The organism is Marinococcus luteus (genome assembly GCF_034497705.1).
GTDB classification, from domain to species: domain Bacteria; phylum Bacillota; class Bacilli; order Bacillales; family Marinococcaceae; genus Marinococcus; species Marinococcus luteus_A.
Map to the genome: position 1 here is coordinate 133,350 of NZ_JAXRUV010000008.1, position 19,617 is coordinate 152,966.

Here is a 19,617-nt window from a genome sequence, read left to right on the forward strand (position 1 = left end):
GTAACACGACAGATAAATTAGGATTCGAGCCCTTACTAACAATTAAAACAACTATGCGCGTCAATCGTATTTCGGCTAGATGGTACGAAAGAGAGGACGATGATTAAACCATGAGAGGTTTATTGAAGAAAGTCATTGGAGACACAAACCAAAAATATGTAAAAAAACTGGAGAAAAAAGCAGAAAAAATAGAGGCTTTTTACGAAGACATCCAGGTTTTGAGTGATGAGGATCTTGCCCGGAAGACAGAAGAGTTTAAAGAACGCTATCAGCAGGGTGAAAAGCTTGAACAACTGCTTCCGGAAGCCTATGCAGTTGTCGCGGAAGCGTCGACACGTGTACTCGGAATGACCCCCTTCCGCGTACAGCTGATGGGCGCCATTGTATTAAACGACGGCGACATTGCAGAAATGAAAACCGGGGAAGGGAAAACCCTGGTCGCAACCATGCCGGTCTATTTAAACGCCATTACCGGCAAAGGCGTGCACGTTGTTACCGTCAATGACTACTTGGCCAAGCGTGACAGCGAAACGTTAGGAGAGCTCTACCAGTTTCTCGGATTGACCGTCGGTCTGAATTTAAAAGATATGAGCAAAGAAGCGAAGCGGGAAGCTTATCTGGCTGACATTACGTACGGGACCAATAATGAGTTTGGCTTTGACTACCTGCGGGATAATATGGTTCTGTACAAAGAACAAATGGTGCAGCGGCCGCTGCATTTTGCCCTCGTTGACGAGGTCGACTCAATTTTGATCGATGAAGCGAGAACGCCGCTGATCATTTCCGGCTCGGTGGAGCAGTCGACCAAGCTTTACGCAGCGGCTAACGTATTTGTGAGCCGGCTGAAGGAAGAGCGGGACTACACGATCGATGAAAAAACCAAAACGGTGCTTTTGACTGATGAAGGTGTTACCCGGGCGGAAAAAGCGTTTCAAATAGAGAATTTGTACGATCAGCAGCACGTGCAGCTGCTGCACCACATCAACCAGGGATTAAAAGCCCATGTGACGATGCACCGCGATGAGGACTATGTGGTGCAGGACGGCAAAGTGGTCATCGTGGACCAGTTTACCGGACGTTTGATGGCGGGGCGCCGGTACAGTGAAGGCCTCCATCAGGCCATTGAAGCGAAGGAAGGCATGCGGGTGCAGAAGGAAAGCATGACACTCGCTTCGATTACGTTCCAGAACTACTTCCGGATGTACCAGAAGCTTGGCGGTATGACCGGTACAGCGAAAACGGAAGAAGAAGAATTCCGCAACATTTACGGCACAGACGTTATTTCGATTCCGACGAACAAGCCAGTGGTGCGTGAAGACAAATCAGATTTGATCTTTAAGACCCGTGAAGCGAAATTCCGTGCGGCTGCCGAAAAGATTGCTGAATTGTATGAAACCGGACAGCCTGTGCTTGTCGGCACGGTTAACGTTGATACGTCCGAGCTGATCTCCCGGTACTTGAAAAAGAAAAACGTTCCTCACAACATCCTGAACGCAAAAAACCACGAAAACGAAGCGAAAATCATTGAAAATGCCGGTCAGCGCGGGGCTGTCACTATTGCGACCAACATGGCCGGCCGCGGGACCGACATCAAGCTTGGAGACGATGTTCCGGATCTCGGCGGACTATTTGTGATCGGTACCGAACGGCATGAAAGCCGCCGTATCGACAATCAACTCCGCGGCCGTGCCGGACGTCAGGGGGATCCGGGCGCTTCTCAGTTTTACCTATCGATGGAAGACGAGCTGATGCGCCGGTTCGGCTCTGATAATATGAGCAGCATGATGGAGCGCCTCGGGATGAGTGAAGACCAGCCGATCGAAAGCAAGCTGGTTACCCGCGCAGTGGAGCAGTCACAAAAGCGGGTGGAAGGTGCCAACTATGACTCCCGGAAGCAGATCCTGCAGTACGACGATGTGATGCGTGAGCAGCGTGATATCATTTACGCCCAGCGGATGGAAGTGCTCGAATCGGACAATTTGCGTGATATCGTTCTCCGTATGCTGGATTCCACAGTGAAAAATATTGTTGCAGCCTATACACCGGTGGAACAGGTGCCGGAGGACTGGGACCTGGAGGGCATGCTTCATTACCTGAACACGACGGTGCTGAATGAAGGCGATTTGACAGAGCAGGATGTTAAAGGTCTTGAACAGGAAGAAGTTATCGAAAAGGTATGGGAAACAGCAAAAGGCAACTACGAAGCAAAAGAGCAGGAATTTGACGAAGAGTCCATGCGTGAATTCGAAAAAGTGCTGCTCCTTCGGTCGGTGGACCGGAAGTGGATGAACCATATCGATCAGATGGACCAGCTCCGCCAGGGTATTCACCTGCGGGCTTACGGCCAGAACGATCCGCTTCGGGAATACAAATTCGAAGGCTTTAACATGTTTGAAGACATGATTGCCTCCATTGAAGAAGAAGTAGCTACGTACGTAATTAAATCGGAAGTGAACGAAGAGAACCTGCAGCGCCAGGAAGTCGCTAAAGGAAAAGCAGTGCGCCAGGACGAACAGGAAGCAGAAGAAGAGCAACCGAAAAACAAAAAGAAACCAGCGCCTGCAAACGGCAACCGGAAAATGCCGGTGCCGAACAAACGGTAATAAGAAACGAAAAACGGTAGGGACCAGCCCCGAAGTCTTGGCTTCGGGCTTTTTCCTTGCCACCTACATTCAGAAAGGGGATTTCTTACATGGATATGGCAGAAATTCGAAACGAACTTGAAAATATGGCTAAGCGATTAGCGGACTTTAGGGGGTCTCTTTGACTTCGATGCCAAGCGGGAGCGCATAAGCGAACTCGAAGAAAAGATGACTCATCCCGGCTTCTGGGATGACCAGGACGCCTCCAAAAAAGTTATTGATGAAAATAATGCGTTAAAGGATATTACCGAAGGCTATCGCGAACTCGAAGAAAAGCACGAAAATCTCGAAGTTTCCTATGAGCTTGTAAAAGAAGAAGATGATGAAGATTTAAAAGAAGAGCTCGAATCAGGTACAAAGCAGTTGAAAAAAGACATTAACGATTTTGAACTGCAGATGCTCCTAAGCGAGCCGTACGATAAAAACAACGCCATTCTGGAGCTGCATCCCGGTGCCGGCGGTACCGAATCCCAGGACTGGGCGTCCATGCTGCTCCGCATGTATACACGCTGGGCAGAAAAGAAAAACTATACGGTGGAAACCCTGGATTACCTTCCCGGGGACGAAGCCGGACTGAAAAGCGTCACTATGATGATTAAGGGGTACAATGCCTACGGCTTCCTGAAAGCAGAAAAGGGCGTGCACCGGCTCGTGCGGATCTCCCCGTTTGACTCCTCTGGGCGCCGGCACACCTCATTTGTTTCCTGCGAAGTCATGCCGGAAATGGAAGACTCCGTAGAAGTGGAAGTGCGGACAGAGGATTTGAGAGTCGATACGTACCGTGCGAGCGGTGCCGGCGGTCAGCACGTAAACACGACGGACTCCGCCGTTCGGATTACCCACCTGCCGACAAACATCATCGTCACCTGCCAAAACGAGCGGTCCCAGCTGAAAAACCGGGATCAGGCGATGAAAATGCTGCGCGCGAAGCTGTATCAGCGCCAGATTGAAGAACGCCAGCAGGAAATGGATGAAATCCGCGGAGAGCAGAAAGAAATTGGCTGGGGAAGCCAGATTCGTTCTTATGTGTTCCATCCGTACAACATGGTAAAAGACCACCGGACGAATGTGGAGATGGGAAACACGCAGTCAGTGATGGACGGCAATCTTGACCCGTTCATCGATGAATACCTGCGTGCAAGTATGAAAGTATAACAAAGGGCAAAATCAGCAGCCTGCGTTCGCGCAGGCTCTTTTTACGTCAAACCAAAAGGAGGAAGTGTAATGGTAAACCGAAGAAGAAAACCAATGTCAAAAACAGCGTTGAAATGGGTCAACGGGTTTCAGATTTTTGCCGGAACGGCTGTTGTGGCTGTTTCCTATAACGCTTTTTTACTGCCGAACTCGATCGCATCCGGAGGGGTAAGTGGTTTTGCGACCCTGCTGGAGGCTTCACTGAACGTAGAACCGGCTGTAACGATAGGGATCACCAACGTTCTCCTTTTCATTCTCGGTCTCCTTCTTCTTGGTGGACTCCAGTACGGAGCAAAAACAATAATTGGGACGCTGTTTTTACCGTTTATTGTTTATTTCACGAGGAACTGGGACATCGGCATCGATGACCCGCTGCTTGGCGCGTTGTTTGGCGGAATCGGAGTGGGCTTTGGTCTAGGATTGGTGTTTCGCGCCAGCGCTTCAACTGGAGGCACGGATCTTTTAGCTCAAATTATTCATAAATACGCCGGGGGTACGCTCGGTTCCTCAGTCTTTATTATGGACGGACTGATCGTTACGGGCTCGGCGTTCATCTTTGGCCTGGAGTTTGCACTGTATGCCCTTATTTCGTTGTTTGTTACCGGAAGAACTATTGATGTCGTGCAGACCGGTCTGGGCTACGCCAAGGTGGCTTTTGTGATTACAAAGCACGAAGAAACGGTGCGCAAATCTATTTTAAAAGAAGTGGACCGCGGAGTAACTAAACTTGAAGGACGCGGAGGCTTTACTAATGATGCACGCCCGGTGCTGATGTGCGTCGTCAACCGTGGTGAGGTTACCCGGCTGAAGCGCGTGATCCAGCTGCAGGATCCCGAAGCCTTTGTAGTTGTGAGCAACGCTTCAGAAGTGCTTGGCCAGGGATTTGAGAATCAAGGGAACTCTGTGTAAAAAAGCGGAAGCGCCAACATTGTGTTTCAGAACCATAGAAGTTCATGCTACACTAAAGAAAAGCGGAGCCACCCTTGTTGGAAGGAAGTTCGATGAAAGACGTCACTGTCGTGACACCATCGAACTGACCCGCTTCGCAGGCCCCAGACGGCTGGCGAAAACCTGGCTGGAAGCGTCGCGAGACGGTGAAGCCAGGGTGCAGCCAATGGACTGGACGGCTGGGTGGCGGAGCTGGACAGTGAGAAAAGCGGAGCCACCCTTGCTGGAAGGAAGTTCGATGAAAAAGTTACTTTCGTGAAACCATCGAACTCACCTGCTTCACAGACCCAGGGATGGCTCGCCGTTTTCGATTCGGAGGAACAGCTCGTGCAGCTGATTCCTCTTTCGTATAGTCTGTGGTTTGGTTATGACTTTAATAAAGCTGGAGTGAAATAGATGAAGAAAAACATCAAAGTGATGGCAGCAATTCTGGTCACAGCAGCGGCAGCCGGGACCGGAGGCGCCGCCATAGGTGCTTCTGTCTGGGGAGGAGATTCGGGGGCATCCTCACCCGCACTGTCCGAATCCGGTTCGGACAGCGGAGCGGAAAACGCGTCAGAAGAAGACTTAAATAAAATCAGTTCTGTATACGATCTGATCGACTCCGAATACATGACAGAAGTGGATAATGATGAGCTGGTGCAGGGGGCTATCGAAGGAATGATCGGAGAACTCGAGGATCCTCACTCCAGTTACATGAGCGAAAGCACAGCACAGGAATTCACGCAGTCGCTGGAGTCGTCCTTCGAAGGTATTGGAGCTGAGGTAAATAAATCCGGGGACGCAGTGACTATCGTTTCTCCAATAGAAGATTCTCCGGCAGAAGCCGCCGGACTTCAGCCAAATGATGACATTCTGGAAATTAACGGAGAAAGCACAGAAAATCTGGAGCTCAATGAAGCGGTCCTGAAAATCCGCGGAGAAAAAGGTACGAACGTGAATCTCACTGTACAGCGGGGGAGCGGGGACCCTTTTAATGTTGAGGTGGAGCGCGATGAAATTCCGATAGAAACCGTAGAAGGCGAAGTGATAGAGCAGGATGGTGAAAGCATCGGTTATCTGAATGTATCGTCATTTTCTGAAAATACAGCCAATGAATTCGAAACCCAGCTCGAGCAGGTGGAGAGTGAAAACATTGACGGACTGGTAATTGATGTCCGTGGAAATCCGGGCGGATATTTGAACGCGGTAGAGGATATCGGCGACATGATCATCCCGGGCGGAGAGCCGGTAGTCGAAATTGAAGACCGGGAGGGCACGGTTTCAGAAGTGACCTCGTCTTTAGAGGAAAACAAAGACTATCCGGTGGTCGGCGTGATTGACCAGGGAAGTGTTTCTGCTTCTGAAATTCTGGCAGCTGCAATGAAAGAGTCCGGAAACTTTGAGCTGGTAGGACAGAGCACCTATGGTAAAGGAACGGTCCAGCAGGTAATGGAACTTGATGATGGAAGCGACGTGAAGCTCTCTGTTTCCAAATGGCTGACACCGGATGGAAACTGGATCAATGAAGAAGGGGTGGAGCCTACCATTGAGCAGGAGCAGCCCGACTATTTCCAGGCACCTATTTTATCCATTGATGAAGCCCTGGAGCCGGATACGACTGGAGAAAAAATTGCGACTGCACAAACCCTCTTAAAAGGAGCCGGCTTCGATCCGGGACGTGAAGACGGATACTACAGCGAAGAAACTGAAGCGGCGGTACAGGATTTCCAGGAGGAACAGGAAGGTCTGGAAGCCACCGGGACGCTGACGCCGGAAACAGCAGATGCGCTGAATGATTTTGTGCTTGAAAATGTCCAGAACCGGGACAACGACAAGCAGCTGCAGCGCGCGCTTGATGCAGTCACAGAACAATAAATGCAAGCTGGATGATACCGGTGGCCGGGTTCTGACCGGTCCAAAGAAAAGGGGGAATAGTGGATGCAGGGAATAATTGGTGAAATTGGTCCTGCGTTAGCGTGGTTTTTTCTGAACCCGCTGACTTACATAATGATAGCAGCCATGCTTATGGTTGGTTATCTTCGGGTGAAAAGAGAACGGAAAATGTTTCAGGCAAAAATGTATCCAATGCTGATGGAATTGACGATGAGTGTTATTCCGGCGATAGTAATCGCTGCTTTTGTCTCGGTCGTCACCATTGTTACGGGCATTTCATTGCCTCTGGGAGCAGTCGTGCTTGCAATAGTGATCAGCGCCCTGCTGGCAGTATCAGGTCTGCACCGCTGGCTGACCGCCCTGCACGTGTGGGGAACGTCATTCTTAGCGGCTCTGGTGCTTGATGCTGCGGGGGTTACGGTACCGTTTTTCTCTGACGCAGCCTGGCTTGGAAACGGCTTTGATGCTTTTTCTCTGATGGTCTGGCTCGCAGTGCTCACGCTTGCGGAAGGAATACTGATGGTCTGGAACGGGACAAAGTTCTTTTCTCCGATACGGACAGTCAGCCGCCGCGGCAAACCGATTGGAGGTCAGATCACGCACCGCCTCTGGATGCTCCCGGTATTTCTGTTTATCCCGGGGAGCGCTGTTGAGGCGGGAGGCTGGTGGCCGCTGCTTCCGGGCGAGACCGCTTTTTCCCTTCTTTTGCTGCCGGCAGTGATCGGCATACGGATGAAAACCTTCGACCGTCTGGCAGCTTTGCAGGTGCGTTCGGCCGGCTGGTGGGTTGTACGAATCGCTGTCCTTACCGGCGCCGGTGCAGCACTCGCTTATTTTTACAGCGGATGGGTTATTCCGGTAATTACGGCTGTCCTGATTCTGCTGCGGGAATGGGTAACCATTGCTGCCGGCAGTTCAGCTAAAAGCAATTTTCTTTATACGCTCCGCGGAGACGGAATATCCGTACTCGCTGTTCTCCCGGAGTCTCCGGCAGACCGCATGCATATTAAAGCAGGCGAGGTTATACGGCGGGTGAACAGCGAAAAAGTATATGATGAAGCGAGCCTGTACCGGGCGGTGCAAAAAAATTCCGCCTATTGCCGGCTGGACGTGGAGGATATTAACGGAGAGCTCCGCCAGGCGCAGGCGGCACTTTACAGCAATCAGCACCATCAGCTTGGGATATTGATGATCAACAAAGAACGCGCGGCACCGGAAAGCATGCATACAGCCCAGTAAAACAGAACCCCCCTGCCGGGTTCTGTTTTTTTGCATGGTGCAGGGGAAATGTCGTTTTCTTTGCAATTACCGGGGAGTGGAGTACAATAATGATAGCGAATATACGTTCGTTTTTATGTTGTTTCTTTCCAATCTTCATGTGGTATAGTAAATAGACATATGACCGGAACGCAGACAGGAAGTGAGGGACTAATATGAACGAAACATTTGAACTGGCGAGTAAATATAACCCGGCGGGCGACCAGCCGCAGGCGATTGAAAAGCTGGTTCAAGGGTTGAGCGAAGGCAAAAGATACCAGACACTGCTCGGAGCGACAGGGACCGGCAAAACGTTCACAGTATCCAACGTGCTAACAGAAGTGAACCGGCCGACGCTGGTCATGGCGCACAATAAGACACTTGCCGGGCAGTTATATAATGAATTTAAAGAAATGTTTCCAAACAATGCGGTGGAATATTTTGTGAGCTATTACGACTACTATCAGCCGGAGGCCTACGTACCGCAGACGGACCAGTTTATTGAAAAGGATGCGAGTATTAACGACGAAATTGACAAACTAAGGCACTCGGCGACGAGCGCCTTATTTGAGCGGGAAGACGTTATTATCGTCGCCAGTGTTTCCTGCATTTACGGCCTCGGTTCTCCGGAGGAATACCGGGACCTGGTGCTTTCGCTCCGGACCGGCATGGAGATTGAACGGGACCAGATTCTACGGAAGCTCGTGGACATTCAATACGAACGTAACGACATTAATTTCGTGCGCGGGACGTTTCGCGTGCGTGGCGATGTTGTTGAGATCTTTCCGGCTTCAAGAGACGAGCACTGCATTCGTGTTGAAATGTTTGGCGATGAAATCGACCGTATCACTGAAGTGGATGCCTTGACCGGCGAAGTTATCGGTGAACGCTCGCATACTGCAATTTTCCCCGCATCCCACTTTGTGACACGAGAAGAAAAAATGGAACGGGCCATTAAAAATATTCAGCAGGAGCTTCAGGAACAGCTCGAAAAGTTTCGGGCGAACGGCCGGGAGCTTGAGGCTCAGCGGCTCGAACAGCGGACCAATTACGACCTTGAAATGATGCAGGAGATGGGTTTTTGCTCCGGCATCGAGAACTATTCGAGGCACTTGACCTTCCGGAACCCCGGGGATGCTCCTTATACATTGATTGATTATTTTCCGGATGATTTTTTACTCGTGGTGGATGAGTCCCACGTTACGCTTCCGCAGGTGCGTGGTATGTACAACGGGGACCAGGCAAGAAAGCAGGTGCTCGTGGATCACGGCTTTCGTCTTCCGTCTGCGATGGACAATCGTCCGCTGAAATTTGATGAATTTGAAGAGCGGATTAACCAGGCGATGTTCATTTCCGCGACACCGGGTCCGTATGAGATTGAACACGCACCGGAAGTTATCGAACAAATTATCCGGCCGACCGGTCTGCTTGACCCGACAGTAGAAGTGAAGCCAATTGAAGGACAGATCGATGACCTGATCGGCGAAATTCATGAACGTCGGGAGCAAAACGAGCGGGTGCTCGTAACGACGCTCACCAAGAAAATGGCGGAGGATTTAACCAACTATTTAAAAGAGCTCGGCATCCGGGTGAAGTATCTGCACTCGGACATTAAAACGCTCGAGAGGATCGATATTATCCGCCAGCTTCGCCTCGGCCAGTTTGATGTTCTGGTCGGCATTAACCTTCTCCGTGAAGGACTCGATATCCCGGAAGTGTCGCTGATCGGCATTCTGGATGCGGATAAGGAAGGCTTTCTGCGCGCGGAACGCTCCCTTATTCAGACGATGGGCCGTGCTGCCCGGAACGACCGCGGGCATGTTATTATGTACGCAGACAAAATTACGCGGTCGATGGATGTGGCGATCAGCGAAACGAATCGTCGCCGCGAGATTCAGATAGCGCATAACGAAAAATACGGCATAACACCAAAAACGATCCAAAAAGAAATTCCTGCCCTCATCCAGGCGACGGTCAGCTCAGAGGATTCATCCGATATTGATAAACCGGCTCTCGATAAAATGAGCAAGACGGAGCGGAAAAAAGTAATCGACCAAATGGAAGACGAAATGAAGCAGGCGGCCAAAGACCTGCAGTTTGAACGCGCAGCGGAACTGCGCGATATGGTATTAGAACTTAAAGCGGAAGGATGACCAACGAATGGCAGCAGATAATATTAAGATTCAGGGAGCGAGGTCCCACAATTTAAAAGATATTGACGTGACAATTCCGAGGGACCAGCTGGTCGTCATGACTGGGTTATCCGGCTCCGGGAAATCTTCGCTTGCCTTCGATACAATTTATGCTGAAGGACAGCGCCGGTACGTCGAATCATTGTCCGCGTACGCCCGCCAGTTTTTAGGGCAGATGGAAAAGCCGGACGTTGATTCCATTGAAGGGCTGTCCCCGGCGATATCGATTGATCAGAAAACGACGAGCAAGAACCCGCGCTCCACGGTCGGCACCGTGACGGAAATTTATGACTACCTGCGGCTTTTATTTGCGCGGGTTGGTACGCCTTACTGCCCGTACCACCATGTGCCGATCACCTCCCAGACCATTTCTCAGATGGTTGACCAGATGATGGCTTATGCCGAACGGACGAAAATGCAGATTCTCGCTCCGGTTATTGCCGGCAGAAAGGGAGAGCATGTTAAGGTGATGGACCAGCTGAAGCAAAAAGGGCTGGTGCGCATTCGTGTGGACGGAGAAATGCGCGACGTCGGAGAAGAAATCAAGCTCGAAAAAAATAAAAAGCACGATATTGAAGCAGTCGTGGACCGCGTTGTTATTAAAGACGGGGTGGAGTCCCGGCTCGCGGATTCATTGGAAACGGCCCTCGAACTCGGGGAAGGGAAGGTACTGATTGATGTTGTCGGTGAAAAGGAAATGCGGTTCAACCAGCATCACTCCTGCCCGGAATGCGGATTTTCGATCGGGGAGCTTGAGCCGAGAATGTTTTCCTTTAACAGTCCGTACGGTGCCTGCCCGACCTGTGACGGGCTTGGCAGCAAGCTCGAAGTGGACAGCGACCTTGTAGTTCCGGATCCGGACCGGACGCTCCGGGAGCATGCCATCGCTGTATGGGAGCCGATCAGCTCCCAGTATTATCCGCAGCTGCTCCGCTCGGCCTGCGATCACTTTAATATTGATATGGATATGCCATTTAAAGATCTTCCGAAAGAGCATAAGGAAATACTGCTCGAAGGCAACGGCCAGCAGAAAATAACCTTCCGTCATAAAAATGAACGCGGCCAGGTTCGGGAGCGCCAGATTTACTTTGAAGGCGTGCTCAACAACGTTTCCCGCCGCTATCGTGAGAGCGGATCGGATTTTACCCGTGAACAGATGCAGCAGTATATGAGCAACAAGCAGTGCCCGACGTGTAAAGGCCACCGCCTGAGCCTCGAGGCGCGTTCTGTGCTGGTTGGAAATATTCACGTCGGGGAGCTGACGGACCTTTCAATACAGCAGGCGTATACGTATGTTGAAAACATCGATTTAACGGAAAAAGAAATGGAGATCGCCCGTTTGATTCTGCGTGAAATCAATGAACGGCTCGGCTTTCTCATTAATGTTGGTCTCGATTATTTAACCCTGAGCCGTTCTGCCGGCACGCTGTCAGGCGGGGAAGCGCAGCGCATCCGGCTGGCTACTCAGATCGGTTCGGCACTGATGGGTGTCCTTTACGTTCTCGATGAGCCGTCGATCGGCCTTCACCAGCGGGACAACAACCGGCTGATACAGACGCTGCAAAACATGCGTGATCTTGGAAACACGCTGATTGTCGTTGAACATGATGAGGACACCATGCTTGCTGCCGACCATATCATTGACATCGGCCCCGGGGCCGGCCGTCACGGCGGTCACATTATCGCAGAAGGCACACCGGAGGAATTGAAGGAAAACGATGCCTCCCTGACTGGCCAGTATTTAGCGGGAAAACGATTTATTCCGCTCCCGGGGGAACGGCGTAAGCCTTCCGACCGCTGGCTGAAAGTAAAAGGCGCAGTGGAAAATAATTTGAAGCGTACGAATGCGGATATCCCGCTCGGCCTGCTGAGTGCGATCACCGGTGTCTCAGGATCCGGGAAAAGTACGCTGATCAACGATATTTTATACAAGGTGCTTTCGCAGAAGCTTCACCGCGGTAAACAGAAGCCAGGTGCACACAAAAGCGTGGAAGGTATTGATCAGCTTGAAAAAGTGATTGATATCGATCAGTCGCCGATCGGCCGGACGCCTCGTTCAAACCCTGCGACGTACACCGGGGTATTTGATAATATCCGTGAGGTATTTGCGATGACCAACGAAGCGAAAATCCGCGGCTACCAGAAGGGACGCTTTAGCTTCAACGTCCGGGGCGGACGCTGTGAAGCGTGTAAAGGCGACGGTATTATCAAAATAGAAATGCATTTTCTTCCGGATATTTATGTCACATGTGAAGAGTGCGGCGGTCAGCGCTACAATCGTGAAACGCTCGAAATCAAATACAAAGGCAAAAACATTGCCGATGTACTTGAAATGACCGTGGAAGAGGCGGTAGACTTCTTTGAAAATATTCCAAAAATCCGGCGCAAAATCCAAACGTTATATGACGTTGGTTTAGGGTATATAAAACTAGGACAGCAGGCAACGACACTTTCAGGCGGGGAAGCCCAACGTGTAAAGCTTGCTTCCCAGCTACACCGCCGTTCCACGGGCAAATCCCTTTATATCCTCGACGAGCCGACGACTGGTCTCCATGTGGATGATATCGACCGGCTCCTGAAGGTGCTCCAGCGGCTTGTGGATAATGGCGATACTGTTTTAATCATCGAGCACAATCTCGACGTTATTAAAACAGTGGATCACATCATTGATCTCGGTCCGGAAGGCGGAGCAGGCGGAGGAAAAATTGTGGCTACCGGTACGCCGGAAAAAGTAGCGGAGTCGAAAACTTCCTATACAGGTTATTATTTAAAACCCGTACTTGAAAGAGAACGGGAGCGCATGGCCAGTCAATGGGAAGCATCGGAGCAGGCCGCCCATACCCCTTCATCATAGAAGAATCGACTGAAACGGATACCACTGTTCTTCGTATGTAATAGGAAGCAGAAGGCTAAAAAGTCCATGTACCGGTTCTGATATATTACCTAAGGGGGAACATGAAATGGATGAAGAACGTCAGCGAATACTGAAAATGATGGAAGACGGTATTATTTCTCTTGAAGAAGGAGAACGACTGCTCCGGGCCAAAGGATCAGGCGCATCGTCCGGTCCCCAGGCAGACAGCAAGGAACAAGGGGAAGGCGGCTCCTCCGAATCCCGGAGAAGCGGCGCCTACCGGACAGATAAGAAAGCAGCCGGCAGCCAGAAGAGAAAAAGCAAGGAAGATCCGTTTGCGATGCTCTCCGGCTTTTTTGATCATGCGCTTGACCGCGTTAAACGGTTTGACCTCGACTTTAATTTCGGCCCAGCCGTAGACTTCCAGCATACGTTTGAACATGATGAGAGTGACATTCGCTCGCTCGACATGTTTATTCAAAACGGAAGCCTTATCTGTCAGAAGTGGGAGGGCAGCACCATTCGTGTTGCCTGCCAGGTAAAAGCCTATACCGAGGAAAGTGAAGATGCAGCCCGCCGTGAGTTCATCGAAGGAACTGATTTTGACTCCCGGAGCGGGAAGCTCCGCTTTGCTTCAAGGTCTGGCAACTATAAAGTCCAGGCGGTCGTTTATGTGCCGGAAAAATCGATGGACAAAATGGATGTATCCACGTTTAACGGAGACATCCGGATCGACGGAGTTCAGACAGATAATCTGTATGTCAAAGCAAGCAACGGAGCAATTACAGTGCTGCATGCTTCTGCCGGCTATCTGGCAGTGGAGACAGCCAATGGGGCAGTAGAACTGAAAGAAGGTAAAATCGGCAGCGCCGACGTCAAAACATGGAACGGTTCGATTCATTATGACGGATCGCTTTCAGATATTGAAGCAGAGGCGCTGAACGGGGCGATTACGGCCCGGTACACGTCGCTGAGTGAGAGGAGCCGGGCGCTTCTTTCCACTACCACAGGGAGCATCAAGGTGATTACGCCGCGGGACATCCGAACGGAGGGCGTACTCCGCACAAACGTCGGGAACTACAAGTGTCTGCTCGACAACATCGAAGTGAAAGAAGAAAAAAGCGAATTCATGCAAAAGTATTATCAGTTTGTATCCAATCCGGATTCGACTCCAACGCTTAGACTGGAGGCTTCGGCAAAAACTGGTGCCATAACTGTGCAGGATCATGAATAAAAAATTGAAAGGGTGATCAGGTTGGCAAAAAAGAAGTTGTACAAATCCCGTGAAGACCGGAAATTGACAGGCGTATGCGGCGGATTGGCAGATTACCTCGGCTGGGATTCTTCCTTAATACGGATTATCAGTGTGGTGCTGGTTATTCTCCCGGTTACCTCCTGGGTGCTTCTGATTTATCTCGTATTAGCCGTACTGCTCCCTGATGAAGAGGATGCCGTCTCCTAATGGGCTGTTTAGTACCTTTTATTGTTAACACTATTGCATTAATGGTAGTAGCCGGGTTTTTCCCCGGCTTTACTATTGACGGATTTGGGGCAGCTATTGCGGCCGGTTTGGTGTTGACGCTGATCAATCTCGTGATTCGCCCGCTTTTAATTTTTTTCACTCTCCCGCTTTCAGTCGTTACATTCGGCTTGTTTATTTTTGTGATCAATGCGTTGATGCTGATGCTTACATCAGCGGTGATGGGAGAAGCCTTTAATATGTCCGGCTTCGGCATGGCTTTTCTTGCTGCTGTAGTGATCGCTGTTTTAAATATGCTGATGTACAATCTTTTCGTGAACCCGCTGAGCGGAAGAAAAACGTAACGGTCTTCCGGAAACCGGGAAAGAATTATAATAAATGAAAAAAGGCCCGCCTGCAGGCGGGCCTTTCAGATTGTAGACAAAGGCCTCCGAAATTCATTTTCGGAGGCCTTTGTCTGTGCCATTGAGGGAAAAAGAAGCATCCAACGGCCGGCGCACGTCTGTCGCCACCGCCAGGTGGCGAGTTTTTTGAGGTTCATCACCGCATAAACAAGCATCGCCTGCGCGGTGTTTCGTGCCCCTCCGGCGAGGAGCGTCCAGCGCAAGCCATGCTTTTGTTTGAGATCCGCAAAAATCCGTTCGATGGTTTCTTTTCGTTCCGCATAGGTCCTCCGGTTCCACGGGGTGTGCCGAAGGTGTTCGGCTTCGTCCAGATCGTCCTGCCAGACGTGGCGGAGGATCACCTTCCGGTGATCCCGGCTTTGGGTACAGGTCTCGAGCAGCGGGCAGGACTGACAAAGGACGGGATCCGAGACATACTCCTGATAACCGTCCCGATTCGTGGTGCGGTAGCGCAGGGCCTGATGCTCGGGACAGAGATACGCGTCCAGGTAGGCATCATACACAAAGTCCTGTTTGCGCAAGCGTCCCGGCGGGCCCTTGGGACGGGTATAAGGCATAACCGGGCGAATGGCCTGCTCGCGAAGCAGATGAGCAATGGCCGGGGTTTTATAGCCGGCATCCACCGCGACGGCGTACGGACGGCCCGCCCGGGCCATCACCTGCGCCAACAGCTCATGAAAGATCCGGCTGTCATGAACATTGGCTCCGGTCACGATCGCTCCGAGGACAAACCCGTGCCGGTCGCAGGCGGTATGCCAGCTGTAGGCAAACATTTTCTCCCGTTCATCTTTGACGTAATAGCCGCTGTCAGGATCCGTCGTGCTTTGTTTGACCTCCCGTCCGCCCGGTTCGCGGCGGGCGGGAGGCAGGGGCTTTTTTCCGTGGACCTCGCGGTCCCGGTGAATTTCGGCGTCCAGTTGATCCTGGTAGGCCCGGGCTTCGGCTGCCAACTGAACCCGATCAAATTTTTTCTTGTTGGCGTTCGCTTTCACGTGGGTAGCATCGATGTAAAAGACGGACGGATCCACAAAGCCGGCGGCCACGGCTTCTCCCAGCACCCGTTCAAATATCGCTTCGAACAACCCGCTGTCCCGAAACCGGCGGGTGTAGTTCTTGCCGAAGGTGGAGAAATGCGGCACGGGCTCCAGGAGGTCCAACCCGAGGAACCATCGGTAGGCCACATTCGTTTCGATCTCCCGAACGGTCTGACGCATGGAGCGAATGCCGAACAAATACTGGAGCAGCACCATTTTCACCAGCCGGACCGGGTCAATACTCGGCCGGCCGATGGGGGCATAGAGGGACGCAACTTCGTCGTAAATAAAGGAAAAATCCAGCGCGGCCTCGATCTGGCGGACCAGGTGGTCCGCAGGCACTAACTGATCCAACGGCATGGTGGCTTCCCGGTAACGAGCTTCTTCCGTATCCCGCCTCATCATGCGCCACAACCCCTTTCCAGGCTATTTCTTTTTATCATAGCACAAAAAAACTGCCGACACGCTCTAAAATGAGAGCCATTGTCGACAGTCTGAAAGGCCCGCCTGCAGGCGGGCCTTTTTCGTGCAGCAGTGAAACTGAAATCCTCCGGAGCAGGTTCCATCTTCTTTTGAAAACGTGCTACAATAGCAACGTACGAAGTAGAGAAAGCAAACGCATTCACGATATAACAGAGCGATTTTTGAGGGAGGCAGCACGATGGCAAAAGTGACAGCAACGGATTTAAAGGAGCGGTTTCAATTAGAGCTTCTTGCCGGGGAAGAAGGGCTGTACCGGGCGATAACCACGAGCGATATTTCCCGTCCGGGAATAGAGATGGCTGGTTTTTTTACATATTATCCCGCCCGGCGGCTGCAGCTGCTCGGGCGCACAGAGCTTTCTTTTTTTCAACAGCTTCAGGACGAAGAAAAGCAGGAACGTATGGAAAAGCTTTGTACATATGACACTCCGGGAATTGTTATCTCGCGGGGGCTGGTGGCCCCGCCGGAGCTGATTGAAAATGCGGAAAAGACCGGGGTGCCGATTATGCGCTCGCATCTGCCAAGCACACAGCTGATCAGCCAGCTGACGAACTATCTCGATACCAAACTGGCCAAATCGACGGCAATGCATGGCGTTCTGGTGGACATTTATGGCATCGGCGTGCTGATTACCGGGGCAAGTGGTGTCGGAAAAAGCGAAACGGCACTCGATATCGTACGCCGGGGCCACCGGCTTGTAGCAGATGATTCTGTCGAAATCCGTCAGCAAAACGGCGATACCCTTGTGGGCACGGCTCCCGAGCTTATCCAGAATCTGCTTGAAATCCGCGGACTCGGCATCATCGATGTGATGACGCTGTTCGGGGCAGGGGCCGTCCGGCCGTATAAACGCATCTCGCTGACCATTCATCTTGAGCTTTGGGACGAGCAAAAAGCGTACGATCGCCTCGGTCTTGATGAAGAAACGCTTCAGGTGCTCGACACAGAGATTCAGAAGCTGACTGTTCCGGTGCGGCCGGGACGGAACCTTGCCGTTATTATTGAAGTAGCGGCCATGAATTTCCGGCTGAAACGAATGGGCGTGAACACAGCCCAGCAGTTTTCGGATCGGTTGAAACAGATGATTGATGACGGTGATAAAGAACAATTTTAAATATTACACATTTAGCAGTCAGGAGTGGCAGGAGATATGATTTATTCATCGATTCAGCCGATCGACCGGGTCGCCTTTGAAGTCGGGTCTGTGCCTATTTACTGGTACGGGATTCTCATTGGCCTGGGCGCTCTGCTTGGGTATATTCTAGCTTCCTATGAAGCAAAAAAACGTGGACTCCCGGAAGATATTTTCGCGGATCTGCTCATTTTTGCCATACCGATTTCGATTATCTGCGCCCGGTTGTATTACGTGATTTTTGAGTGGGAGTACTATGTTCAGAATCCGGGCAGTATTCTGGCCGTATGGGAAGGCGGTCTTGCGATACACGGCGGATTGATCGGGGCCGTGCTTACGGGCATCATTTTTTCGAAAATCAAACGAGTCTCTTTCTGGAAGCTGGCTGATATTGCCGCGCCGAGTATTATTTTAGGACAGGCGATCGGCCGCTGGGGCAACTTTATCAACCAGGAAGCCCACGGCGGTGAAGTGAGCCGTTCGTTTTTGGAGGGGCTGCAGCTGCCGGAATTTATTATTAACCAAATGTATATTGAGGGAGCTTACTATAATCCCACGTTCTTGTACGAATCGCTTTGGAATATCGCGGGATTTTTACTGCTTTTAGGGCTGCGCCGGGTTAACCTCCGCCGCGGGGAGCTGTTTTTAACATATGTTATCTGGTATTCCTTCGGACGCTTTTTTATCGAAGGAATGAGGACCGACAGCTTAATGCTGTTTGATACGATCCGGGTGGCACAGTTAATCTCGGTGCTCTTGATCGTAGCAGCCGTGAGTCTGATTTTATACCGCAGGCAGGCCGGTCTTGCAAAAGCAAGATACTTAAGTAAAGATGGTCCCGGCATATAAGGATGAAAGCGAAAGGGGAAGCATCATGACCAGATGGAATACACTGCTGTTTGATTTAGACGGCACGCTGATTGATACAAATGATTTAATCATTTCTTCATATGAACATGTGCTGACGTACTACGCTCCTGATCAATACAGCAGAGATGACATCATCAGCTGGATCGGAGTGCCGCTGGCGGATAATTTTTCAAGCATCAGCAGCAACCCGAGCCAGGTGGAACAGATGATTGATACGTATCAATCCCATAACCTGGCGAACCATGAAACGCTCGTCCGGGAATACGACGGAGTATACGACACTATCAAAACGTTGTACGAGCGCGGCTATTCCCTCGGTATTGTGACGACAAAGCGGAAGGAAGCGGCGGTCAAGGGGGCTAATATGCTTGGGCTGCTCCCTTTTTTCTCCACGTTCGTTACGGTGGATGATGTCGAAAACCCGAAGCCGCATCCGGAACCGCTGCAAACAGCCATAAAACAGCTGAATGCCCGTCCGGAGGAAACCATTATGATCGGGGACAGCCAGTTTGATATTCTGGCAGGGAAAAATGCCGGGGTACACACAGCTGGAGTGGAATGGACCATCAAAGGGGCCTCGTTTCTGAAAAATTATGAACCGGACTGGATGCTCACCCGGATGAGCGATCTGCTCGAGATTGTTGGAGAAATAGAAGAATGAGAAAAACAGATCGTTATTTCCCGGGCAATAATACTAATGCTCTATGGCAGATGTACCGGACGGTTCCATTTTTGAAGGCGTTCAGAAATACAGCTGTTATTGAAGCTTCCCGGGTCGTACCTTTTGTATCTGTGAAAAGATGGATCTACCGGCAGCTGCTTGGAATGGAAATAGGTGAAAAAACGGCGCTTGCGTACAAGGTCATGCCGGATCTTATGTTTCCCGAGAAAATCCATATTGGCAGCAATTCCATTATCGGCTATCAGTCGACGCTTTTGACACACGAGCATTTAATTGATGAATACCGTCTTGGCGACATTGTAATCGGAAATGAGGTCATGATCGGTGCCAATGTGACTATTCTGCCCGGGGTGACGATTGGAGACCGGGCTGTGGTGGCAGCGGGCACGGTCGTGCATAAAGACGTGCCGGCAAGGGCCTTTGCCGGCGGCAGCCCGATGCGGATAAGAACGTAGGCTTCAAGCCGGCTTTCAAAGGAGCCGGCTTTTCGCTTTTCTGGAGGCGCAAAAGGCTGATAGGGCAGCAAATATTGTTACAATAAAAGCAGAGATGGAAAATTGACGGTGTAAA

General features: G+C 51.1%; 16 protein-coding genes. 15 read left to right on the plus strand and 1 reads right to left on the minus strand.

Annotated elements, in window-relative coordinates; all coding sequences use genetic code 11:
- The first annotated feature begins 110 nt into the window (after nucleotides 1-110).
- The 11 genes from secA (at nucleotide 111) to Q9M42_RS12970 (ending at nucleotide 14,786) form a co-directional block, all read left to right on the plus strand.
- On the plus strand, nucleotides 111-2,603 hold the full coding sequence (gene secA / locus Q9M42_RS12920; RefSeq protein ID WP_322526880.1) for a preprotein translocase subunit SecA: 2,493 nt from the start codon (nucleotides 111-113) through the stop codon (nucleotides 2,601-2,603).
- Between the two features lie 89 nt (nucleotides 2,604-2,692).
- A protein-coding gene (prfB, locus tag Q9M42_RS12925; RefSeq protein WP_322526881.1) for a peptide chain release factor 2 occupies nucleotides 2,693-3,797 on the plus strand; the annotation gives its coding sequence in 2 pieces (ribosomal slippage) (nucleotides 2,693-2,764 and nucleotides 2,766-3,797; 1,104 coding nt in all).
- Nucleotides 3,798-3,866: 69 nt separating this feature from the next.
- A complete protein-coding gene (locus tag Q9M42_RS12930; RefSeq protein ID WP_322526882.1) occupies nucleotides 3,867-4,745 on the plus strand; it encodes a YitT family protein in 879 nt (292 codons plus the stop codon).
- A gap of 222 nt (nucleotides 4,746-4,967) precedes the next feature.
- Entirely contained in the window at nucleotides 4,968-5,180 is a 213-nt protein-coding gene (locus Q9M42_RS12935; protein WP_322526883.1) for a hypothetical protein, read from the plus strand.
- Nucleotides 5,181-6,641, plus strand: a complete 1,461-nt coding sequence (locus Q9M42_RS12940) for a S41 family peptidase (RefSeq protein WP_322526884.1) — start codon at nucleotides 5,181-5,183, stop codon at nucleotides 6,639-6,641.
- Between the two features lie 63 nt (nucleotides 6,642-6,704).
- Nucleotides 6,705-7,898 (plus strand): PDZ domain-containing protein, encoded by a 1,194-nt coding sequence (locus Q9M42_RS12945; RefSeq protein WP_322526885.1) that lies wholly within the window; start codon nucleotides 6,705-6,707, stop codon nucleotides 7,896-7,898.
- Between the two features lie 194 nt (nucleotides 7,899-8,092).
- On the plus strand, nucleotides 8,093-10,069 hold the full coding sequence (gene uvrB / locus Q9M42_RS12950; RefSeq protein ID WP_322526886.1) for an excinuclease ABC subunit UvrB: 1,977 nt from the start codon (nucleotides 8,093-8,095) through the stop codon (nucleotides 10,067-10,069).
- Nucleotides 10,070-10,076: 7 nt separating this feature from the next.
- Nucleotides 10,077-12,962, plus strand: coding sequence for an excinuclease ABC subunit UvrA (uvrA, locus tag Q9M42_RS12955; protein WP_322526887.1), 2,886 nt, complete (start codon nucleotides 10,077-10,079; stop codon nucleotides 12,960-12,962).
- Nucleotides 12,963-13,068: 106 nt separating this feature from the next.
- Nucleotides 13,069-14,196, plus strand: a complete 1,128-nt coding sequence (locus Q9M42_RS12960) for a DUF4097 family beta strand repeat-containing protein (RefSeq protein ID WP_322526888.1) — start codon at nucleotides 13,069-13,071, stop codon at nucleotides 14,194-14,196.
- Between the two features lie 21 nt (nucleotides 14,197-14,217).
- A complete protein-coding gene (locus Q9M42_RS12965) occupies nucleotides 14,218-14,424 on the plus strand; it encodes a PspC domain-containing protein (RefSeq protein ID WP_091613446.1) in 207 nt (68 codons plus the stop codon).
- Nucleotides 14,424-14,786 carry a phage holin family protein gene (locus tag Q9M42_RS12970; protein ID WP_091613443.1) on the plus strand — a complete coding sequence of 121 codons (363 nt, stop codon included), beginning with the start codon at nucleotides 14,424-14,426 and terminating at the stop codon, nucleotides 14,784-14,786. Before Q9M42_RS12965 ends, Q9M42_RS12970 begins: the two co-directional genes overlap by 1 nt.
- Nucleotides 14,787-14,851: 65 nt before the next feature.
- Here the strand turns inward: Q9M42_RS12970 and Q9M42_RS12975 are convergent, their stop codons facing one another.
- A complete protein-coding gene (locus tag Q9M42_RS12975; RefSeq protein WP_322525156.1) occupies nucleotides 14,852-16,285 on the minus strand; it encodes an IS1182 family transposase in 1,434 nt (477 codons plus the stop codon).
- 256 nt (nucleotides 16,286-16,541) lie between these two features.
- On the opposite strand from Q9M42_RS12975, the gene hprK reads away from it, so the two are divergent.
- Genes hprK through Q9M42_RS12995 form a run of 4 tightly spaced genes read left to right on the plus strand, consistent with a single transcriptional unit; the run spans nucleotide 16,542 to nucleotide 19,502 of the window.
- Entirely contained in the window at nucleotides 16,542-17,477 is a 936-nt protein-coding gene (gene hprK, locus Q9M42_RS12980; RefSeq protein WP_322526889.1) for an HPr(Ser) kinase/phosphatase, read from the plus strand.
- 36 nt (nucleotides 17,478-17,513) lie between these two features.
- Nucleotides 17,514-18,344: a prolipoprotein diacylglyceryl transferase gene (gene lgt / locus Q9M42_RS12985; RefSeq protein WP_440972326.1), complete on the plus strand. Its 831-nt coding sequence runs from the start codon at nucleotides 17,514-17,516 to the stop codon at nucleotides 18,342-18,344.
- Between the two features lie 25 nt (nucleotides 18,345-18,369).
- On the plus strand, nucleotides 18,370-19,026 hold the full coding sequence (gene ppaX, locus Q9M42_RS12990; protein ID WP_322526890.1) for a pyrophosphatase PpaX: 657 nt from the start codon (nucleotides 18,370-18,372) through the stop codon (nucleotides 19,024-19,026).
- A complete protein-coding gene (locus Q9M42_RS12995) occupies nucleotides 19,023-19,502 on the plus strand; it encodes an acyltransferase (RefSeq protein WP_322526891.1) in 480 nt (159 codons plus the stop codon). The genes ppaX and Q9M42_RS12995 overlap by 4 nt, the downstream gene beginning before the upstream one ends.
- The last annotated feature ends 115 nt before the right edge of the window (nucleotides 19,503-19,617 follow it).

Bases quoted from the DNA above. Each gene is read 5' to 3' on its own strand.
- Q9M42_RS12930 (WP_322526882.1), top strand. From the start codon at position 3,867: ATGGTAAACCGAAGAAGAAAACCAATGTCAAAAACAGCGTTGAAATGG.
- uvrA (WP_322526887.1), top strand. From the start codon at position 10,077: ATGGCAGCAGATAATATTAAGATTCAGGGAGCGAGGTCCCACAATTTA.
- secA (WP_322526880.1), top strand. From the start codon at position 111: ATGAGAGGTTTATTGAAGAAAGTCATTGGAGACACAAACCAAAAATAT.
- Q9M42_RS12975 (WP_322525156.1), bottom strand. From the start codon at position 16,285: ATGATGAGGCGGGATACGGAAGAAGCTCGTTACCGGGAAGCCACCATG.
- Q9M42_RS12940 (WP_322526884.1), top strand. From the start codon at position 5,181: ATGAAGAAAAACATCAAAGTGATGGCAGCAATTCTGGTCACAGCAGCG.
- Q9M42_RS12945 (WP_322526885.1), top strand. From the start codon at position 6,705: ATGCAGGGAATAATTGGTGAAATTGGTCCTGCGTTAGCGTGGTTTTTT.
- Q9M42_RS12960 (WP_322526888.1), top strand. From the start codon at position 13,069: ATGGATGAAGAACGTCAGCGAATACTGAAAATGATGGAAGACGGTATT.
- uvrB (WP_322526886.1), top strand. From the start codon at position 8,093: ATGAACGAAACATTTGAACTGGCGAGTAAATATAACCCGGCGGGCGAC.
- Q9M42_RS12970 (WP_091613443.1), top strand. From the start codon at position 14,424: ATGGGCTGTTTAGTACCTTTTATTGTTAACACTATTGCATTAATGGTA.
- hprK (WP_322526889.1), top strand. From the start codon at position 16,542: ATGGCAAAAGTGACAGCAACGGATTTAAAGGAGCGGTTTCAATTAGAG.
- ppaX (WP_322526890.1), top strand. From the start codon at position 18,370: ATGACCAGATGGAATACACTGCTGTTTGATTTAGACGGCACGCTGATT.
- lgt (WP_440972326.1), top strand. From the start codon at position 17,514: ATGATTTATTCATCGATTCAGCCGATCGACCGGGTCGCCTTTGAAGTC.
- Q9M42_RS12995 (WP_322526891.1), top strand. From the start codon at position 19,023: ATGAGAAAAACAGATCGTTATTTCCCGGGCAATAATACTAATGCTCTA.